The sequence below is a fragment of the Aeromonas sp. genome (assembly GCF_050633025.1).
In the GTDB taxonomy this organism is placed as follows: Bacteria; Pseudomonadota; Gammaproteobacteria; order Enterobacterales; family Aeromonadaceae; genus Aeromonas.
This window is the reverse complement of record NZ_JBODRQ010000079.1, coordinates 1-17,153: the sequence shown is the minus strand read 5'-3', so window position 1 is coordinate 17,153 and position 17,153 is coordinate 1. Positions and strand designations below refer to the sequence as shown.

Below are 17,153 nucleotides of genomic sequence, written 5' to 3'. Positions count from 1 at the left end.
TGGAACGAAAAAATCGCGGGCTTGAATTTCGTTTCCTAGTACTTCAAGAACTTGATGAGAGTCTCTGAATGCAGGTGACTCAATTAGGGTACGGAGCAGGGAGCTAAGTCTACGATGCATGCGTGCATTAGTTGCAGCATTGTTACCGATGTGCATTCCTGCTCTAGCACCGCCTAGAATGGGGTTTAAGTTTGGCTCGGCGTGAACGTGCTGCTGGGCGCCAAAAACAAGGTCAACAACAATTCTTTCACCGGGGTTATAAATTACATCAGTAATTTCGCCTTGGCCATGAACAGCTCGAGTTTCATCCAGTACAGACAGCGAACAATTTGGTTGATGAGGGCGTGCTCCAAAGCATGCTGCACGTCCATTTCTGGTTGGCTTCCGAAAGAAAGCTGGGCCACGGCACTCTGGACAAACAAGATTTCTTCTTTTCTCGCTTATGTCAGCAAGTGGTAATTGAGAAAATTGAGCTGATGTATAGGTGTGGTTATCGAGTATGCAAAGTGCGATATCCATGAGAAGATTCCTTCCGAATTGAGTATTTGGGCGCTAACAGTTATTAGATGGAAGGCAGTACCAATTCGTTAATAGAGCCTTCCATATAACGCCGGTTCGCCGTAATCACCACGGAAAAATTTATTTTAAAATACAGCATTACCTATAGATTCTGGTGCTGAACTCATTCGCTAAACATTCTCCTTTGGCTCTACTTTTTGCCACGAGCAAAATACGCCTCTATAACAGCAATGGAAAGCGCCATCCAGCCTACTTTTAGTAAATAAGTTAGTAGTGTGATCGGGGGCTATATATCAAAAAATCGAAGGAGTGCCGCGCCTTCTGTCACTGGCTCGGCCAGCAATTGGCCGACGGCGAACCGGACCGGGAGGAGGGCGGGGTTGCCACCCTCTGAGGCAGGTCACTGAATCGGGGGCGCTGGCGTGGTTAAATGGTCGGCTCACATCTTGCCGGATATTGCTGTGACCATGCCATCTGACCTTCAGCCGCTGCTCGCTTGGCCTGATTATCTGCAGGCCTCCTGGCTGCGCTGCGCCCACCAGACCAGTGCCACCCTCTGGCATCCGCCCCACAGCGCCAAGGGGCAGACCTTGCAGAGCCTGCGCCAGCGCAAGCGCGACCTGCTCACCACCGGCGAGATGGCCCTCGAAGATCTCTACGAATTTATGGAGGGGCGCCCCTGCGCCCTGCTGCTCACCGACGAGAGCGGCTGCCTGCTGGCCCAGACCGGCCACCCCGATACCCTGCGCGAGCTGGCGGTGCTGGGGTTTGGCCCCGGCGCCTTCTTCAGCGAGGGGCGCATCGGCACCAATGCCATCAATCTGGCGGCGCTGGAGGGCGTGCCGCTCTGCGTCAGCGGCCCCCAGCACTTCAACCAGACCCTCCACCCGTGGCACAGCTGCGCCAGCCCGGTCTACAACAGCAATGGCCGTCAGGTCGCCATCATCGCGTTGATCTGCAAGGTGGAGGAGGCGAGCGCTGGCGATCTGGCGCTCACCGTCAGCGCCGGGCGCGAACTGGCCCATCTGCTGCAGATGGAGACCCTGATGCAGGAGTCCCAGCACCACCTGAGCGAGCTCTACGCCCTGCTCGATGGCATGGATGACGGCGTGCTGGCTTGGGACCCGCAGGGGCGGCTGCGCTACCTCAACGCGCTGGCGGCCCACCGGCTGCGGCTCGATCCCGCTCTCTGTCTCGGCCAGCCGCTGGAGCAGCACCTGCTGTTGCCCCAGCGCTTACAGCTGGCCATCAGGGGGCAGACGCCGCTGAGTCATGTGGAGGTGACGCTGGAGCGGCTCGGCGCGCAGGAGGGGGAGTTTATCAATGCGCTAGTGAGCCTCAAGCCGTTGCCGGGGCCGGAGGGGGTCAGCTTTATCGCCCTGCTGCACCCGGTCGATCGGCTGCGGGCTATTCACCAGCTGCGCCAGACGGTGCCCGAGCTGTCGGCGCTGGTGGGCGAATCGAGCGCCATGCGCAAGCTGCTGCGCTACGCCCGGCAGGCGGCCCAGAGTCAGGGGCCGATCCTGCTGCGCGGCGAGGAGGAGGTGGGCAAGGCCCAGCTGGCTGAGGCGATCCACTTTGGCAGCGAGCGGGCCGCCGGGCCGCTTATTACCCTCAACTGCAAGGCGCTGCCGAGCGAGCGGATGGCGCTGGAGCTGATGGGCTCCGACGAGGCGGGGCAGGAGCGGGCGGGCAAGTTCGAGCTGGCCCACGGTGGCACCCTGGTACTGGAGCAGGTGGAGTGCCTCTCTGCCCCCATGCAGGCGGCGCTGCTGCAACTGCTCAAGACCGGCCGCATCCAGCGCTTCGATTCGGCCCGCATCCTGCCGCTCAAGGTGCGGATCATCGCCACCAGCAGCGCCCCGCTGGAGCAACTGGTGCAGGAGGGGCTGTTTGGCCGCCAGCTGCTCTATGCCTTGCAGGCGTGCGAGCTGTGGCTGCCGGGATTGCGGGAGCGCGCGGCGGATCTGCCGGGCCTGATCAGCCAGCAGTTGGCGGCGCAGGGACGCGAGCCGGTGCGCCAGTTCAGTCCGGCGGCCCTCGACTGTCTGCTCGCCTATCCCTGGCCCGGCAATCTGGGGGAGCTGCGCAGCGCCGTCGAGCATGCCCTGCTCCACGCCGGTCAGGGGCCGATCCCGCCCGAGGCGCTGCCCGCCGCCATTCGCCACGGCTATCAGCGGGTGGCGGATGAGGTGGTGGGGCAACCGCTGCTCACGCTGGCGGAGCTGGAGCAGCAAGCCATCTTGCGCTGCGCTCACGCCTGCAAGGGGCAGGTGAGCCAGATGGCCCAGCATCTTGGCATCAGCCGCACCACCCTCTGGCGGCGACTCAAGCTGCTCGAGATCGATCCCGCCGACTATCACGGCTGATGGTGATCCGTCGCCAAGAGGCCCGCAGAAAACGAAACGGCCCCGCAGTTGCGGGGCCGTGTTATGTGGCTAGGTCAGTCGTGGCGTGGTTACAGCCCCAGCTGGTGGGCGGTGACGATGGCCGCCAGCACATCCTCGGCAGTGACCTTGAACGGCATGTTGTGGATGGTCTCGCCCTCGGCGGTGGAGGCTTTGGCCACCTCCATCAGGCGCGCCATATCCAGCTCCTTGACCCCCATCATATGCAGGTTGGTCGGCAGGCCCACCGAGCGGCAGAAGCCCAGCACGGTTTCGATCTCCGCCATCGGTGCGTTCTCCAGCACCAGCTGCACCAGGGTACCGAACGCCACTTTCTCACCGTGGTAGAGGTGGTGACACTCGGCCAGCTGGGTCAGACCGTTGTGGATGGCGTGGGCGGCAGCCAGTCCGCTGCTCTCGAAGCCGATACCGCTCAGGTAGGTGTTGGCCTCGATGATGTTCTCTACCGCCTTGGTGCAGAGTCCCTGTTCCACCGCCAGCTTGGCCTTGTAGCCATCTGCCAGCAGGGTCTTGTAGCAGAGCTCGGCGATGGCCTGCGCCGCCAGCGTGGAGGCGCCACCGGCCATGGTCTGGCAACCGGAGACCTTGTTGGCGCGCGCCTCGAAGTAGGTGGAGAGCGCATCCCCCATGCCGGAGACCAGCAGCCGCACCGGAGCGCGAGAGACCACGCCGGTATCCATGATGACCATGTTGGGGTTGGTCGGGATCATCAGGTATTCGCTGAACTGTCCTTCCGGGGTGTAGATGACCGCCAGCGCGCTGGTGGGGGCATCGGTGGAGGCGATGGTGGGCACTATGACCACCGGCACCTTCTGGTAGAAGGCGACGGCCTTGGCGGTATCCAAGGTTTTGCCGCCGCCGATGCCGATGATGACGTCAAACGGGGTCTGCTGGCAGCGGGCCAGCAGGCGGTCGATCTCGGGGCGGGAGCACTCGCCGTTGAAGCAGTCGAACTCGGGCTTGATACCGGCGCCATGGAAGCTGGTGGCCACGGTATCGCCTACCAGCTTGGTGACGAAGGCATCTGCCAGAATAAGCGGCTTGCTGCCGAGCGCTTTAACGTAGTTGCCGATATTGGCGAGGGCCCCGTTGCCTTGCACGTATTTGCTGGGGCTGATGATAATGCGGTCCATATTTTATCCCTCTCTCTTTATGAATTAAGAATCGGGGCGAAGGGCCGACGGTGCCGGGGACTCCTTCGTCTTTACTTGCACAACAGTGGAGCAGCACAGGCTCAGCGAGCGCAGCCCCTTGAAACAGTGGCGTCAGTCGCCGAAGCGATCAAAGGCCAGCTGCTGGAAGCAGGCCAAGGCGGCGGTGGCATCCTCGCCGCGCGCCAGCAGGGTGAGCATGTCGCCCTGACGCACGTTGAGCATGGCGAGGCGGGTCAGGCTGCGGGGGTTGGCCTCTTTATCCCCCTTTTGCAGCTTGAGTTCAGCGGCAAAGGGCTTGAGGGTGGCCACCAGCCGGGCGGCGGGACGCACATGCAGACCGTGGGGGTTATCCACCACCACCTCGCAGCGCAGCCAGCCGTCGTCGGCAACGGGGGCCGTCTCGGTGGCGGTCTGCGCCGCGCTGGCTGGCAGCATCGTCTGTTTCGGGCCAAGGGCCCCCAGCGCCTCGGCGGCCACCTCGTCCAGCGTCAGGCCGGAACCGGCCGCCACCACGGCGGCCAGAGTACCTTCGACCAGCGGGGCGGGGCAGAGCCGCACCCGGGCGCTCAGCTCCGGGGGCAGCAGTTCGAGGGCGGTCTCGGCGCTCAGCAGAGCGCTGCCCAAGTCCATCAGCACCAGCACGCCGCTGCCGTCGTCCGCTTCTTCAATCGCACTCATCACCGCGATGGCATCGGTGCCGATGGGGTGGTCGGGGTCATCGACCCCAGCCGCCAGCAGCAATCGGGCCGGGCTGCCGAGCTGGTCAGCCAGCGCTTTCAAGCCGGCCGCCAGCAGGGCGCTGTGAGAGACAACTACGATTCCGATCATGTCACAACCTCGCTCTGTCACGCAGGGCGGTCAGCAGCAGCAGGGTCGAGGTGGCCCCGGCATCCTGATGGCCGATGCTGCGCTCGCCAAGATAGCTGGCGCGCCCCTTGCGAGCCTGCATCTGGATGGTCGCCTCGGTACCGGCCGCGGCGGCTGCCACCGCCTTGTCCAGTGCTTCGTTGAGGGGCAGCTCTTGCTGCTGCGCCTGTTGCAGGGCGGCCAGCGCTGGCCACCAAGCGTCGCACATGGTCTTGTCGCCCGGCTCGGCACGGCCGCGGGAGACGATCCCCTCCACCCCGTCGCTCAGCATTTTGCACAGCTGGCTGAGGCTCAGGCTCTGGCAGGCATCGCTGCTGGCCGCGGCCCGGATAAAGAAGGTGCCGTAGAGCGGGCCGCTGGCGCCGCCGACCGATGAGAGCAAGGTCATGCCGGTGGTTTTCAGTACCTGCCCGATATCCTTGTCCGCTACCGCCGGCAGCTTCTCGGCCACCTTGGCGAAGCCGCGCTGCATGTTGAGGCCGTGGTCGCCGTCGCCGATGTCGGTATCCAGCGCGGTGAGGTAGTCACGCTGCTCGGTAAAGATGTGTTCGCAGTCGAGCAGCCAGTTGACGATGTGATGCTTGCTTAACATGGGTTCTCCTTAGCAGCCGCGACGCAGGGCGGGGGTGTGAACGGGGGCATCCCACAGGGTCATCAGCTCATCATCCACCTTGAGCAGGGTGATGGAGATCCCGGTCATGTCGAGGGAGGTGCAGTAGGGGCCAATCAGGTTGCGCACCAGATGGATGCCCGCCTCTTCGCACAGGGTGGCAAGGCGACCATAGACGCCATAGAGCTCGGAGATGGGGGTGCCGCCGAGGCTGTTAACCAGCGCGATAACCCGATCGCCCTTGTTGAGCGGTTCGATAAAGGTGTGCTCTTCCTGCCAACTGCCGCTGGTGCGATCCCAGTGGCGCAGGGTGCGGCCATAGGGGGTATTGTCTGCCAGCTCGCTGAACATGTCGTCCACCAGAGTATTGAGGTCGGTGAAGGGGCGGCGCTCGATGCCCGGCTCGCCGTGGATACCGACGCCGAACTCCATCTCGTTGTCCGCCAGAGTGAAGGAGGGCTTGCCAGCGGCAGGTACTGTGCAGGCATGCATGGCCACGCCTATGGTACGGCTCTGGTTGTTGATGCGACGGGCCAGCGCCTCGCAGCGCGCCAGATCGTAGCCCGCCTCGGCGGCGGCACCGACCAGCTTCTCGCACAGCACGGTCGTGGCAACCCCACGGCGACCGGCGGTGTAGAGGCTGTCTTTGACCGCCACGTCGTCATCGATCAGGGCGAAGCCCACTTTTACGCCATCGCCGTGCAGCAGCTCGACCGCGGTCTCGAAGTTGAGCACGTCGCCGGTGTAGTTCTTCACCAGAAACAGCACGCCCGCGCCGCCATCAACGGCCTGACCGCACTCGTACATCTGATCCGGGGTCGGGGAGGTAAAGATCTCGCCGGGGCAGGCGCCATCCAGCATCCCCTTGCCCACCAGACCACCGTGCATCGGCTCGTGGCCGCTGCCACCGCCGGAGACCAGCGCCACCTTGCCCATCACGGGGGAGTCGGCGCGAGTGATGTAGTGGGGTTCGATACGTACCTTGAGCTCGGGGTGGGCGGCTGCCATCCCCATCAGTTGTTCACGGACCACGGCATCGACGGCATTGATCAGTTTCTTCATGGCTCACTCCTTGGCTTGCCACCGCTCGGGTGGGCAAATGGTTGATGGAGCCAGTCTAACGACAGAAAAAGGGATAAAAATGACGGGCGATTTGGTTCGGATTTGAAACAGCAGAAGGGGGACAGGTGTTTCAATCTGAAACGGCGCAGGGCTAGCGAGCGGGAAACTGTTAGCTGACTCACAGCCATGAAAAAGGGCGACAGGACCCTTTTCATGGCCGCCCGCTCGATCTCGATAACTTCAGCTCCCGGCGATAGAGATGAGGTGCTGATTGTCACTTGGGCCTTGATAGAGTTCTGTGAACCTCGCGGTTATTGAGGGACGGTTATCTGCAGGACAAGGAGCCTGAAGCGAACGGGCAGAGAGGTGCGGGCTGCCTGGCTGCAAACCGGTCAGAACAGGTGGTGCAGCAATGAAAAGGGGCACCTCGCGGTTCCCCTTTTGCATGCTTGTGCGGCAGTCGCTGATTACAGCATCTGCTTGAGGCGATAGAGCAGATCCAGCGCCTGACGGGGGGTGAGCTCGTCCGGGCGCACCGCTTCCAGCTCTTCCACCACCGGATGAGGCTGCGGGGCGAGAGTCACCGGGGCCGGGCGGCTTTCACCGGCGGCGACCGGGGTGGCACTCTCCAGCTCGTGCAGTTTGTGGCGGGCCTGCTGGATCACCGATTTGGGCACCCCCGCCAGCGCCGCCACTTGCAGACCGTAGGAGCGGCTGGCCGCGCCTTCCTGCACCGCGTGCATAAAGGCGATGGTGTCGCCGTGCTCCACCGCATCGAGGTGGACGTTGGCCAGCCCACTCATCAGCTCGGGCAAGCGGGTCAGCTCGAAGTAGTGGGTGGCGAACAGGGTGTAGGCGCCGATCTTGCTCGCCAGCTGTTCGGCGCAGGCCCACGCCAGCGAGAGGCCGTCGTAGGTACTGGTGCCGCGGCCAATCTCGTCCATCAGCACCAGACTGCGGGCGGTGGCGTTGTTGAGGATATTGGCGGTCTCGGTCATCTCCACCATAAAGGTGGAGCGGCCGGAGGCGAGATCGTCCGACGCGCCGATGCGGGTGAAGATGCGGTCGATGGGGCCGATATGGGCGCTGTCGGCCGGAACGAAGGCGCCGATATGGGCCAGCAGCACAATCAGCGCGGTCTGGCGCATATAGGTCGATTTACCGCCCATGTTGGGGCCGGTGATGATCAGCATCCGCCGCTCCCGCTCCAGCCGGATGGGGTTGGCGATAAAGGGGTCTGTCATCACCTGCTCAACCACCGGGTGGCGTCCCGCTTCGATCAGGATCTGATCCTCATCGATGAGGGTCGGGCAGCGATAGTCGAGGGTCTCGGCCCGCTCGGCCAGGTTGGCCAGCACGTCCAGCTCCGCCAGTGCGGCGGCGGAATCCTGCAGATCGCCGAGGTGGGGCAGCAGGGTATCGAGCAGCTCTTCGTAGAGCCGTTTCTCCAGCGCCAGCGCCTGGGACTGGGCGGTGAGCACCTTGTCCTCGTACTTCTTCAGCTCATCGATGATGTAGCGTTCGTTGTTCTTGAGGGTCTGGCGGCGGATGTAGTGGGCCGGCACCAGATGGCTGTTGGCGCGGCTCACCTCGATATAGAAGCCGTGCACCTTGTTGTAACCCACCTTGAGGGTGTTGATGCCGGTCAGCAGTTTCTCCCGCTCCTCGATACGGGCGAGGCTGGCGGTGGCGCCGTTGGCGAGATCCCGTAGCTCGTCCAGCTCCTGATTGAAGCCGTCACGGATAACACCGCCATCGCGGATCAGCACCGGCGGTACCTCCATCACCGCACGCTCCAGCAGGTCGAGCAGCTCGGGGAAGGTACTGGCACGATCGCGCAGCTGTTGCACCGCTTCGTGCTCGTTGTCGGCCAGCAGGCGCTGCAACTCGGGCAGCTGAGCGAAGGCCTGACGCAGGCGGGTGAGGTCGCGCGGGCGGGCCGAGCGCAGGGCGAGGCGGGCCAGCACCCGCTCCACATCACCCACCTGACGCAGCAGGTTGCCCAACTCGTCGTAGAGGTTCTGCTCGATGAGCTCCTTGATGGTGCTCTGGCGACCTTTCAGGATCACCCGATCGCGGATCGGTTGGTGGATCCAGCGCTTGAGCAGGCGGCTGCCCATGGGGGTGGCGGTGCAGTCCAGCACGGCGGAGAGGGTGTTGTCGTGGCCGCCGGCCAGATTCTGGGTCAGCTCCAGATTGCGGCGGGTGGCGGCATCCATGATGACGGCGTGATCCGGCTGCTCGAGGCGCACGTTGCGGATGTGGGGCAGGGCGGTGCGCTGGGTGTCCTTGACGTACTGCATCAGACAACCGGCGGCGCACAGGGCGGTCTCGCTCTTGTCGACGCCAAATCCCACCAGATCCTGGGTGCCGAACTGCTGGCAGAGCAGCTTGCGGGCGGTGCCCAGCTCAAACTCCCACTCCGGGCGGCGACGCAGGCCGCGGCGACCCTCGATGTGGTGCAGGAACTCGAACGATTCGGGATAGAGCAGTTCGGCCGGATTGGTGCGCTGCAGCTCCGCTAGCAGGGTCTCTTCTTTCTCGAACTGGTTGATGAAGAAGCGGCCGGAGCCGATGTCCATGGTGCCATAGCCGAAGCGGCGGCCATCGTGATAGACGGCGGCGATCAGGTTGTCCTGCCGCTCGCTCAGCAGCGCCTCGTCAGAGACGGTGCCCGGGGTGATGATGCGAATGACTTTGCGCTCCACCGGCCCCTTGCTGGTGGCGGGATCCCCCACCTGTTCGCAGATAGCTGCGGATTCGCCGAGCTGCACCAGCTTGGCCAGATAACCCTCGATGGCGTGATAGGGCACCCCCGCCATCGGAATGGGGCTGCCGGCCGACTGGCCGCGCTTGGTCAGGGAGATGTCGAGCAGTTGGGAGGCCTTGCGGGCATCGTCGTAGAACAGCTCGTAGAAGTCGCCCATCCGGTAGAACAGCAGGATCTCCGGGTTCTCGGCCTTGAGGCCAAGGTACTGCTGCATCATTGGCGTGTGGGCGCTCAGATTTGCGCCGGGAGCGGAGCCTGTGGCGCCGCTGGCTTGGTGTTGTGCGGTCATGTTCTGTTCCAGAAGGGGCCTCTGCGGGCCAGTGTCTGCGGTGATGAGCCTTGAGCTTGATGGCGCCATTCTACACATAAGCGCTGCGACGGGGGAGCGGGTGTTCCGAGCGCAGCTGCTCTGCACTATTGAAGTCATGACTCCGGTGCAGCACCTCACATTGCGGCAGGCAAGGGCGGTCTGCCGTGGTTGCGGGCGGCGCTAGCGGGATCGCATAATGTGCCCCTTGAGCGGATCATAAGGAGTCGTGATGAAACTGGATGCAGAGATAGAGCACCTTGCCATCGAGCTGGGACGGGCCCTCGGTCAACGGGGCTGGCTGGCTGCGACCGCTGAATCCTGTACCGGCGGCGGGGTGGCCAGCGCCATCACCGACATCGCGGGCAGCTCCGGCTGGTTCGATCGCGGATTTGTCACCTACACCAACGAGGCCAAGCAGCAGATGTTGGGGGTGAGCAGCGAGAGCCTTGAGCAGCACGGTGCGGTGAGCGAAGCCGTGGTGCTGGAGATGGCCCGCGGCGCGCTGGCGCACTCGTCTGCCTCCATCAGCGTTGCCATCAGCGGCATCGCCGGCCCCGGCGGCGCCACCGAGGGCAAGCCGGTCGGCACCATCTGGTTCGCCTGGGCCGACCGCAATGGCCGTCACCACTCCCTGCTCGCCCGCTTCGATGGGGATCGCCGACAGGTACGCCAGCAGGCGGTGAGACAGGCCTTGTCGGGTCTGTTGGCCCTGCTCAGATAAATTGGGCTTGATACTGTATGAATAGACAGTATACTTAGCCCAACTTCACTTCTTACTCACGATTTCCAGCGGAGATTGGCATGGATCAGAACAAACAGAAGGCACTGGCGGCTGCGCTGGGTCAGATTGAAAAGCAGTTCGGCAAAGGCTCCATCATGCGTCTGGGCGACAGCAAGACCATGGATATCGAAGCCATCTCTACCGGTTCCCTCTCGCTGGACGTGGCGCTGGGCATTGGCGGTCTGCCGTGTGGCCGTATCGTCGAGATCTACGGCCCGGAATCTTCCGGTAAAACCACCCTCACCCTGCAGGTGATTGCGGAAGCCCAGAAGAAAGGCAAAACCTGTGCCTTCGTCGATGCGGAGCATGCGCTGGATCCTATTTATGCTGCCAAGCTGGGCGTCAACGTTGACGACCTGCTCATCTCCCAGCCGGATACCGGTGAACAGGCGCTGGAGATCTGCGACATGCTGGTTCGCTCCAACGCGGTTGACGTCATCATCGTCGACTCCGTGGCGGCTCTGACGCCGAAAGCGGAAATCGAAGGGGAGATGGGTGACTCCCACGTTGGCCTGCAGGCCCGTCTGATGTCCCAGGCGCTGCGCAAGCTGACCGCCAACATCAAGAACGCCAACTGCCTGTGCATCTTCATCAACCAGATCCGAATGAAGATCGGCGTTATGTTCGGTAGCCCGGAGACCACTACCGGTGGTAACGCGCTCAAGTTCTACGCCTCCGTGCGTCTGGATATCCGTCGTATCGGCGCCATCAAGGAAGGCGACGAAGTGGTCGGTAACGAGACCCGCGTCAAGGTAGTCAAGAACAAGGTGGCCCCGCCCTTCAAGCAGGCTGAATTCCAGATCTTCTACGGTGCCGGCATCTCCAAAGAGGGAGAGCTGGTGGATCTCGGCGTCAAGCACAAGCTGATCGACAAGGCGGGTGCCTGGTACAGCTACAACGGCGAGAAGATTGGTCAGGGCAAGGCCAACGTGATGAAGCTGTTCGCCGAGAACAAGGCGCTGGCTGGCGAAGTGGAAGCCAAGCTGCGTGAGCTGCTGCTCTCCGGTGCCGTACCTGTCGATGACAAGGCTGCACCGGTTGAGGCAGAAGAGTTCGATGCCGAAAGCGAACAAGAGTTCGAATAAGGAACAAAGGAAGGCCGGGTAGATACCCGGCCTTGTTATTTATGGTTGATGAATCCGTTACCGAACCGGTCGAGCCTGCCGAACCGACCTTTGCCGAGCAGCTTACCGCCGCCCGCGCCTTTGCCATGCGCAGTCTGGCCCGTCGCGAGAGTGCCGAGTCAGAGCTGGCCAACCGGCTGCGCCAGCAGGGTTTCAATGAAGAGGTGATCGAGGCGGTGGTCGACTACTGCCGCGGTTACAACTGGGTCAATGACGAGCGCTATGGTGCCATGGCGGTACGGGCCGGTGCCGCCAAGGGACATGGCCCGCTCAAAATCCGTTTCGACCTGCGTCGCAAGGGGCTGGACGATGGCCAGATCGATGCCGCCTTCGAGCAACCCGAGCTGGACTGGTTCGCGCTCGCCTTCGAACTGCTGGAGCGACGGGCAAAAATAGCCGAGCTGGCCGATTTCAAGCTACGGATGAAGTGGCTCAAGTATCTGCTGGGGCGCGGCTTTACCCAGGATCAGGCTCGCTACGCCATCTCTGCCCTGCAGGAGCGGGAGGAGTAACGGCACTGCGTGGCAAACGTCGTTTCACCTCTCTTTGCGGCCGGTTTTTCCTCCCGGCTCAGTAGGTTGCGAGCGCAATTCCGAAAAATCGGTCTTTTGTTCATCCCATCCCTCTTTGTGCGCTGTTTTTTTGCCTCTCGACAGTGAAAAAAGCCACTGTGAGCAGCGATGCTCTTTTCTGACCCGTTTATGTGTGCTTTTTCGCCCGTGGCGGCCCTGTCTGTTTTACTTTACCCCGCAGAAAACTTACATTAATGCGGTTAAAAGTCCGTATTCGAATCAAGCAGGATTTTCCATGTATATGTCCACGTCAGAGATTCGCGCTGCGTTTCTCGAGTATTTCCGTTCCCAGGGACACCAGGTTGTCTCCTCCAGCTCGCTGGTACCGCATAACGACCCGACCCTGTTGTTTACCAACGCGGGTATGAACCAGTTCAAGGACGTGTTCCTTGGCGCAGACAAGCGTGCCTACAATCGCGCGACGACTTCCCAGCGTTGCGTGCGTGCCGGTGGTAAGCACAACGATCTGGAAAACGTCGGCTATACCGCTCGTCACCACACCTTCTTCGAAATGCTGGGCAACTTCAGCTTCGGTGACTACTTCAAGCAGGATGCTATCAAGTTTGCATGGGGCTTCCTGACAGAGGTGCTGCAGCTGCCGAAAGAGCGCCTGCTGGTGACCGTCTACGCGACTGATGATGAAGCGTTCGAGATCTGGGAAAAAGAGGTCGGAGTGCCGGCCGATCGCATCGTGCGCATCGGTGACAACAAGGGCGCGCCGTATGCCTCTGACAACTTCTGGGCCATGGGCGATACCGGCCCGTGTGGTCCCTGCACCGAGATCTTCTATGACCACGGCGATCACATCTGGGGTGGCCGTCCCGGCTCACCGGAAGAGGATGGCGACCGTTTCATCGAGATCTGGAACGTGGTCTTCATGCAGTTCAACCGTCAGGCTGACGGCACCATGGAGCCGCTGCCCCGTCCGTCCGTGGATACCGGTATGGGTCTGGAGCGTATCTCCGCCATCATGCAGGGTGTCCACTCCAACTATGAAATCGACATATTCCAGGCGCTGATCAAGAAAGCGGCCGAGATTGTCGGCACCACCGATCTGAGCAACCAGTCTCTGCGCGTCATCGCTGACCACATCCGCTCCTGCGCCTTCCTGGTGGCTGATGGCGTGATGCCGTCCAACGAAGGTCGTGGCTATGTGCTGCGTCGCATTATCCGCCGCGCCGTGCGTCACGGTCGCAAGCTGGGCGCGACCGATGTCTTCTTCTACAAACTGGCTGCCGAGCTGGCCGTACAGATGAAGGATGTCGCTGCCGAGCTGATCGCCCAGCTGCCGCTGGTCGAGCGCGTGCTGCGCATCGAAGAGGAGCAGTTCGTCCGCACGCTGGATCGCGGTCTGCTGCTGCTGGAAGACGCTCTGGCCAACCTGGGCGATGCCAAGGTTATTCCGGGCGAAGTAGTGTTCAAGCTGTATGACACTTACGGCTTCCCGGCCGACCTGACTGCCGACGTGGTGCGCGAGCGCGAGATCGGCATCGACGAAGAGGGCTTCAAGGCCGAGATGGAGAAGCAGCGTGCTCGCGCCAAGGAAGCGTCCAACTTCGGCGTGAACTACAACGAGATGATCAAGCTCGACTTCGAGACCCCCTTCACCGGTTACAAGACCCTGACCGAGCGTACCCGCGTGCTCGGTATCTATAAGGGGGTGGAAGAGGTGAGCGGTCTTATCGCCGGTGACGAAGCGGTCATCGTGCTGGAAGAGACCCCCTTCTACGCCGAGTCCGGCGGCCAGATCGGCGACAGCGGTACCCTGAAAGTGGACGACGGTATCTTTGCCGTGACCGACACCCTGAAAGCGGGCAAGGCGATCATCCACAAGGGCTACATGGAGCTGGGCACTCTGGAGAAAGGTGCCGAAGTGGAAGCCGTGGTTGATGGCGATCGTCGTCAGGCCATCGCCCTGAACCACTCTGTGACCCACCTGCTGCACGCTGCCCTGCGTCAGGCTTTGGGCGAGCATGTCACCCAGAAAGGTTCTCTGGTTGGGGTCGAGCGCATGCGTTTCGACTTCTCCCACTTCGAGGGGCTGACCATGGCGACCATTCGCCGAGTCGAGGAGCTGGTCAACAACCAGATCCGTGCCAACCACGAAATCACCACCCAGCTGATGGATCTGGAAGCGGCCAAGTCCGCCGGTGCCATGGCGCTGTTTGGTGAAAAATATGAAGACGACGTGCGCGTGGTGCGCATGGGCGACTACTCCACCGAGCTGTGCGGCGGTACTCACGCCAAGCGCACCGGTGATATCGGCTTCTTCAAGATCATCGCCGAGAGCGGTATCGCTGCAGGCGTGCGCCGTATCGAAGCGGTGACCGGCAAAGCGGCCATCGACTTCATGCACCAGGTTGGCGAGCAGATTGAAGAGGCTGCTGCCTTGGTGAAAGGCGACCAATTCTGCATCGCCGACAAGGTTCGCCAGATACTGGACAAGGCCAAGATGATGGAGCGCGAGCTGGAGCAGCTCAAGGCCAAGCTGGCCGCTCAGGCCGGTAACGATCTGCTGGGTCAGGTGATCGAGATCAACGGTCAGAAGGTGCTGGTTGCTGCGCTGGAAGGGGCCGATCCGAAATCCCTGCGCGGCATGCTGGACGAGCTGAAGAACCAGATGAAGTCCGGTGTTGTGCTGCTGGCCACCTGTGCCGATGGCAAGGTCAACCTTATCGCGGGCGTTACCAACGACCTGACCGGCAAGGTCAAGGCCGGTGAACTGGTCAATCTGGTTGCCCAGCAGGTGGGTGGCAAGGGCGGTGGCCGTCCGGACATGGCGCAGGCGGGGGGTACCCAGCCTGAGGCGGTGCCGGCAGCGCTGCAATCCGTTCACTCCTGGCTGGAAGAGCGCCTGTAATAGGGCGAGGTGATCTGTGGCACTCTATGTACAGAAGTACGGCGGCACCTCGGTCGGCACACTGGAGCGGATCGAGGCGGTAGCTGAGCGGGTTGAACAGACCCGCGCCCAGGGACACGACGTGGTGGTGGTTGTCTCCGCCATGTCGGGCGAAACCAACCGGCTGCTGGGCATGGCCCAGCAACTGGATCCTGATGCCAATCGGCGGGAGATGGATGTACTGGTCTCCACCGGTGAGCAGGTCACCATAGCACTGCTGGCCATCGCGTTGAACAAACGCGGTTGCCCGGCGGTCTCGATGACCGGTGATCAGGTGCGGATTCATACCGATTCCGCCTATGGCAAGGCGCGCATCACCCACATCGACACCGAGCTGGTTCATGCCGAACTGGCTGCGGGCAAGGTGGTGGTGATCGCCGGTTTCCAGGGCCGTGACGAGCATAACGCCATCACGACCCTGGGCCGTGGCGGTTCGGATACCACGGCGGTTGCCGTGGCGGCGGCCATCAAGGCCGATGAGTGCCAGATCTTTACCGATGTGGATGGGGTATACACCACGGATCCGCGCATCGAGCCCAAGGCGCGTCGTCTCGACACCATCACCTTCGAGGAGATGCTGGAGATGGCCAGTCTCGGCGCCAAGGTGCTGCAGATCCGCTCGGTGGAGTTTGCGGGCAAGTACCGCGTCCCGCTGCGGGTGCTGTCGAGCTTTGTCGACGGAGAGGGAACCTTAATCACATATGGAGGTGATAGGATGGAAGCCCCCCTGATATCCGGGATCGCTTTTAACCGCAACGAGGCCAGCCTGACCATTCTGGGTGTGCCGGACAGGCCCACTGTTGCCGCGCAGATCCTGAATCCGATCAGCGACGCCAACATTGATGTCGACATGATTGTACAAAATACCCTGGGAGATGGTACCGCCGACTTCACCTTCACGGTGAGTCGTGACGACTATCGCCGTGCCCGAGCGCTGCTGGAGGAGACCGCGACTGAGCTTGGCGCCTCCTGTGTGCAGGGGAATGGCGAGATAGCCAAGGTTTCCATTGTAGGTGTCGGTATGTGGAACCATCCCGGTGTTGCGCGCACCATGTTCAAGGTATTGGGCGAGGAGGGGATCAACATGCAGTTGATCTCGACCTCTGAAATCAAAATCTCTGTGGTGATTGACGAGAAATACCTGGAGCTGGCGGTGCGGGCCCTGCACGCGGCTTTCGGGCTGGATCAGGCACCGCAGGAGCAGCCCTTGGGCTAACAATTCCTGATGGATTTAGTTTCAACCATTTACCATATCGATATCTTTGTTAGATAATGTCGCATATCGATATAAAAACAAAACAGGATACAGGAGCAAGCGAATGCTTATTTTGACTCGTCGTGTAGGGGAAACCCTGATGATTGGTGATGAAGTAACTGTCACCGTACTGGGCGTTAAAGGTAACCAGGTCCGTATCGGTGTAAACGCACCGAAAGAGGTCTCCGTACACCGCGAAGAGATCTATCAGCGCATCCAGGCCGAGAAAGTTCCGGGCCAACCGGGCTTCTAAGCCATTTTCATTGCTGTGACAAGGCGACACCTCATGTGTCGCCTTTTGTTTTTTCCGGCCCCCCTGAAATCTCCCTGCAGGGCGCGAAACTTCGGGATAAGTGCCGATATTGTTTGAATATTCCACGCTTTGGCCAAATGCTGAGCGAACGCGCCTTTTTCTCCAAAAAAGTGTTTGACTAAAATTCCCGGTGAAGTATTATCAGCCCCGCAAACGGAGAGGTGGCCGAGAGGCTGAAGGCGCTCCCCTGCTAAGGGAGTATGCGGCTTATACCCGCATCGGGGGTTCGAATCCCCCCTTCTCCGCCATTTGCGCCCGTAGCTCAGCTGGATAGAGTACCTGGCTACGAACCAGGTGGTCAGAGGTTCGAATCCTCTCGGGCGCACCATATTACGACTCAAACAAGAGTCATGTGTTGACCATCAGCAAGTCGACACTTTGGAAAAGGCTTACTGATAAGTAAGCTTTTTTTATCGTTTTAAAACAGGGCGCCCGTAGCTCAGCTGGATAGAGTACCTGGCTACGAACCAGGTGGTCAGAGGTTCGAATCCTCTCGGGCGCACCATATT

13 protein-coding genes and 3 tRNA genes are annotated in these 17,153 nt (G+C 61.6%); 10 read left to right on the top strand and 6 right to left on the bottom strand.

All coding sequences use genetic code 11. The features are described from left to right. The coding region (locus ACRAUW_RS11705; RefSeq protein ID WP_431362417.1) for a hypothetical protein at nucleotides 1-519 on the bottom strand (519 nt) is incomplete at its 3' end. A gap of 467 nt (nucleotides 520-986) precedes the next feature. On the opposite strand from ACRAUW_RS11705, the gene dhaR reads away from it, so the two are divergent. After that, nucleotides 987-2,888 carry a dihydroxyacetone kinase operon transcriptional regulator DhaR gene (gene dhaR / locus ACRAUW_RS11700; protein WP_431362416.1) on the top strand — a complete coding sequence of 634 codons (1,902 nt, stop codon included), beginning with the start codon at nucleotides 987-989 and terminating at the stop codon, nucleotides 2,886-2,888. An 89-nt stretch (nucleotides 2,889-2,977) separates the two neighbouring features. On the opposite strand, the gene ACRAUW_RS11695 is transcribed toward dhaR, so the two are convergent. From ACRAUW_RS11695 to mutS, 5 genes are all read right to left on the bottom strand, one after another. Continuing rightward, nucleotides 2,978-4,060: a glycerol dehydrogenase gene (locus ACRAUW_RS11695; protein ID WP_431362415.1), complete on the bottom strand. Its 1,083-nt coding sequence runs from the start codon at nucleotides 4,058-4,060 to the stop codon at nucleotides 2,978-2,980. 132 nt (nucleotides 4,061-4,192) lie between these two features. Further along, complete coding sequence (gene dhaM / locus ACRAUW_RS11690) at nucleotides 4,193-4,909, bottom strand: dihydroxyacetone kinase phosphoryl donor subunit DhaM (RefSeq protein ID WP_431362414.1); 717 nt, start codon at nucleotides 4,907-4,909, stop codon at nucleotides 4,193-4,195. Nucleotide 4,910: 1 nt separating this feature from the next. Further along, on the bottom strand, nucleotides 4,911-5,540 hold the full coding sequence (dhaL, locus tag ACRAUW_RS11685) for a dihydroxyacetone kinase subunit DhaL (protein ID WP_021231630.1): 630 nt from the start codon (nucleotides 5,538-5,540) through the stop codon (nucleotides 4,911-4,913). Nucleotides 5,541-5,549: 9 nt separating this feature from the next. Next, the gene (gene dhaK, locus ACRAUW_RS11680) at nucleotides 5,550-6,620 is read right to left on the bottom strand and encodes a dihydroxyacetone kinase subunit DhaK (RefSeq protein WP_064341830.1); all 1,071 of its coding nucleotides are present in this window, start codon (nucleotides 6,618-6,620) and stop codon (nucleotides 5,550-5,552) included. A 467-nt stretch (nucleotides 6,621-7,087) separates the two neighbouring features. Further along, nucleotides 7,088-9,679, bottom strand: coding sequence for a DNA mismatch repair protein MutS (gene mutS, locus ACRAUW_RS11675; protein ID WP_431362413.1), 2,592 nt, complete (start codon nucleotides 9,677-9,679; stop codon nucleotides 7,088-7,090). A gap of 250 nt (nucleotides 9,680-9,929) precedes the next feature. Here mutS and pncC point away from each other — a divergent pair, with 250 nt between their 5' ends. From pncC to ACRAUW_RS11630, 9 genes are all read left to right on the top strand, one after another. Next, on the top strand, nucleotides 9,930-10,421 hold the full coding sequence (gene pncC, locus ACRAUW_RS11670) for a nicotinamide-nucleotide amidase (RefSeq protein ID WP_431362412.1): 492 nt from the start codon (nucleotides 9,930-9,932) through the stop codon (nucleotides 10,419-10,421). Nucleotides 10,422-10,501: 80 nt separating this feature from the next. Continuing rightward, nucleotides 10,502-11,566, top strand: coding sequence for a recombinase RecA (recA, locus tag ACRAUW_RS11665; RefSeq protein WP_245095829.1), 1,065 nt, complete (start codon nucleotides 10,502-10,504; stop codon nucleotides 11,564-11,566). A 41-nt stretch (nucleotides 11,567-11,607) separates the two neighbouring features. Continuing rightward, a complete protein-coding gene (locus ACRAUW_RS11660) occupies nucleotides 11,608-12,117 on the top strand; it encodes a regulatory protein RecX (RefSeq protein ID WP_431362418.1) in 510 nt (169 codons plus the stop codon). Nucleotides 12,118-12,412: 295 nt separating this feature from the next. Further along, nucleotides 12,413-15,037, top strand: a complete 2,625-nt coding sequence (gene alaS / locus ACRAUW_RS11655) for an alanine--tRNA ligase (RefSeq protein ID WP_431362411.1) — start codon at nucleotides 12,413-12,415, stop codon at nucleotides 15,035-15,037. Between the two features lie 16 nt (nucleotides 15,038-15,053). After that, nucleotides 15,054-16,292 (top strand): aspartate kinase, encoded by a 1,239-nt coding sequence (locus tag ACRAUW_RS11650; protein WP_431362410.1) that lies wholly within the window; start codon nucleotides 15,054-15,056, stop codon nucleotides 16,290-16,292. A gap of 103 nt (nucleotides 16,293-16,395) precedes the next feature. Beyond that, nucleotides 16,396-16,584, top strand: coding sequence for a carbon storage regulator CsrA (csrA, locus tag ACRAUW_RS11645; RefSeq protein WP_005336053.1), 189 nt, complete (start codon nucleotides 16,396-16,398; stop codon nucleotides 16,582-16,584). A 215-nt stretch (nucleotides 16,585-16,799) separates the two neighbouring features. Beyond that, nucleotides 16,800-16,892, top strand: a tRNA-Ser gene (locus ACRAUW_RS11640). A 3-nt stretch (nucleotides 16,893-16,895) separates the two neighbouring features. Beyond that, nucleotides 16,896-16,972 (top strand) — tRNA-Arg (locus tag ACRAUW_RS11635). Nucleotides 16,973-17,072: 100 nt separating this feature from the next. Continuing rightward, nucleotides 17,073-17,149: transfer RNA gene (locus ACRAUW_RS11630), tRNA-Arg, on the top strand. The last annotated feature ends 4 nt before the right edge of the window (nucleotides 17,150-17,153 follow it).